The organism is Bradyrhizobium sp. CFUWI, assembly GCF_056429085.1.
On the sequence record NZ_JBWJZE010000147.1, the window covers coordinates 1 to 513 of the forward strand.

General features: G+C 63.4%; 2 protein-coding genes. Both read left to right on the forward strand.

Going from position 1 to position 513, the window contains the following annotated elements; all coding sequences use genetic code 11:
- A partial coding sequence (locus AC066S_RS39130; protein WP_478271951.1) for a hypothetical protein occupies nt 1-225 on the forward strand: 225 nt, incomplete at its 5' end.
- 52 nt (nt 226-277) lie between these two features.
- Nucleotides 278-513, forward strand: a 236-nt coding sequence (cas5c, locus tag AC066S_RS39135) for a type I-C CRISPR-associated protein Cas5c (protein WP_478271952.1), incomplete at its 3' end; no start/stop codon positions are given.

The following is a 513-nucleotide window of genomic DNA, read 5'->3' on the forward strand; positions in this document are numbered from 1 at the left end:
GCAGAGGGCAGCGTGGGGCTGGCACGCAAGCTGCAGCCGTACGTGGTGCAGTTGCCGAAGCAGGGGTTCGATGCGCTGTACCAGACTGGGGCCATCGCGCCGGTAAAGCCGGAGAAGTGGGGGGAGCAGTTCATGGAGCTGGTGCATCCGGACCTCTACGACAGCAGATTCGGTCTGCATTGGGACAACCCCACATTCATCCGCAGCGAACGTCTGAATTGGTAAGACTGCGGCAGGGTCGGCAAGCGACCATCGCAACGCAATACAGGGAGAGGCCATGGCCTATGGAGTGAGATTGAGGATCTGGGGCGAGCGCGCCTGCTTCACGCGCCCCGAGATGAAGGTTGAGCGGGTCTCGTACGACGCGCTGACACCCTCCGCCGCACGCGGCATCCTCGAAGCGATCCACTGGAAGCCGGCGATCCGGTGGACCATCGACCGTATCCACGTACTCAACCCCATCCGCTTCGAGTCCATCCGTCGCAACGAGGTGGGCGGCAAGCTGTCCCCTGC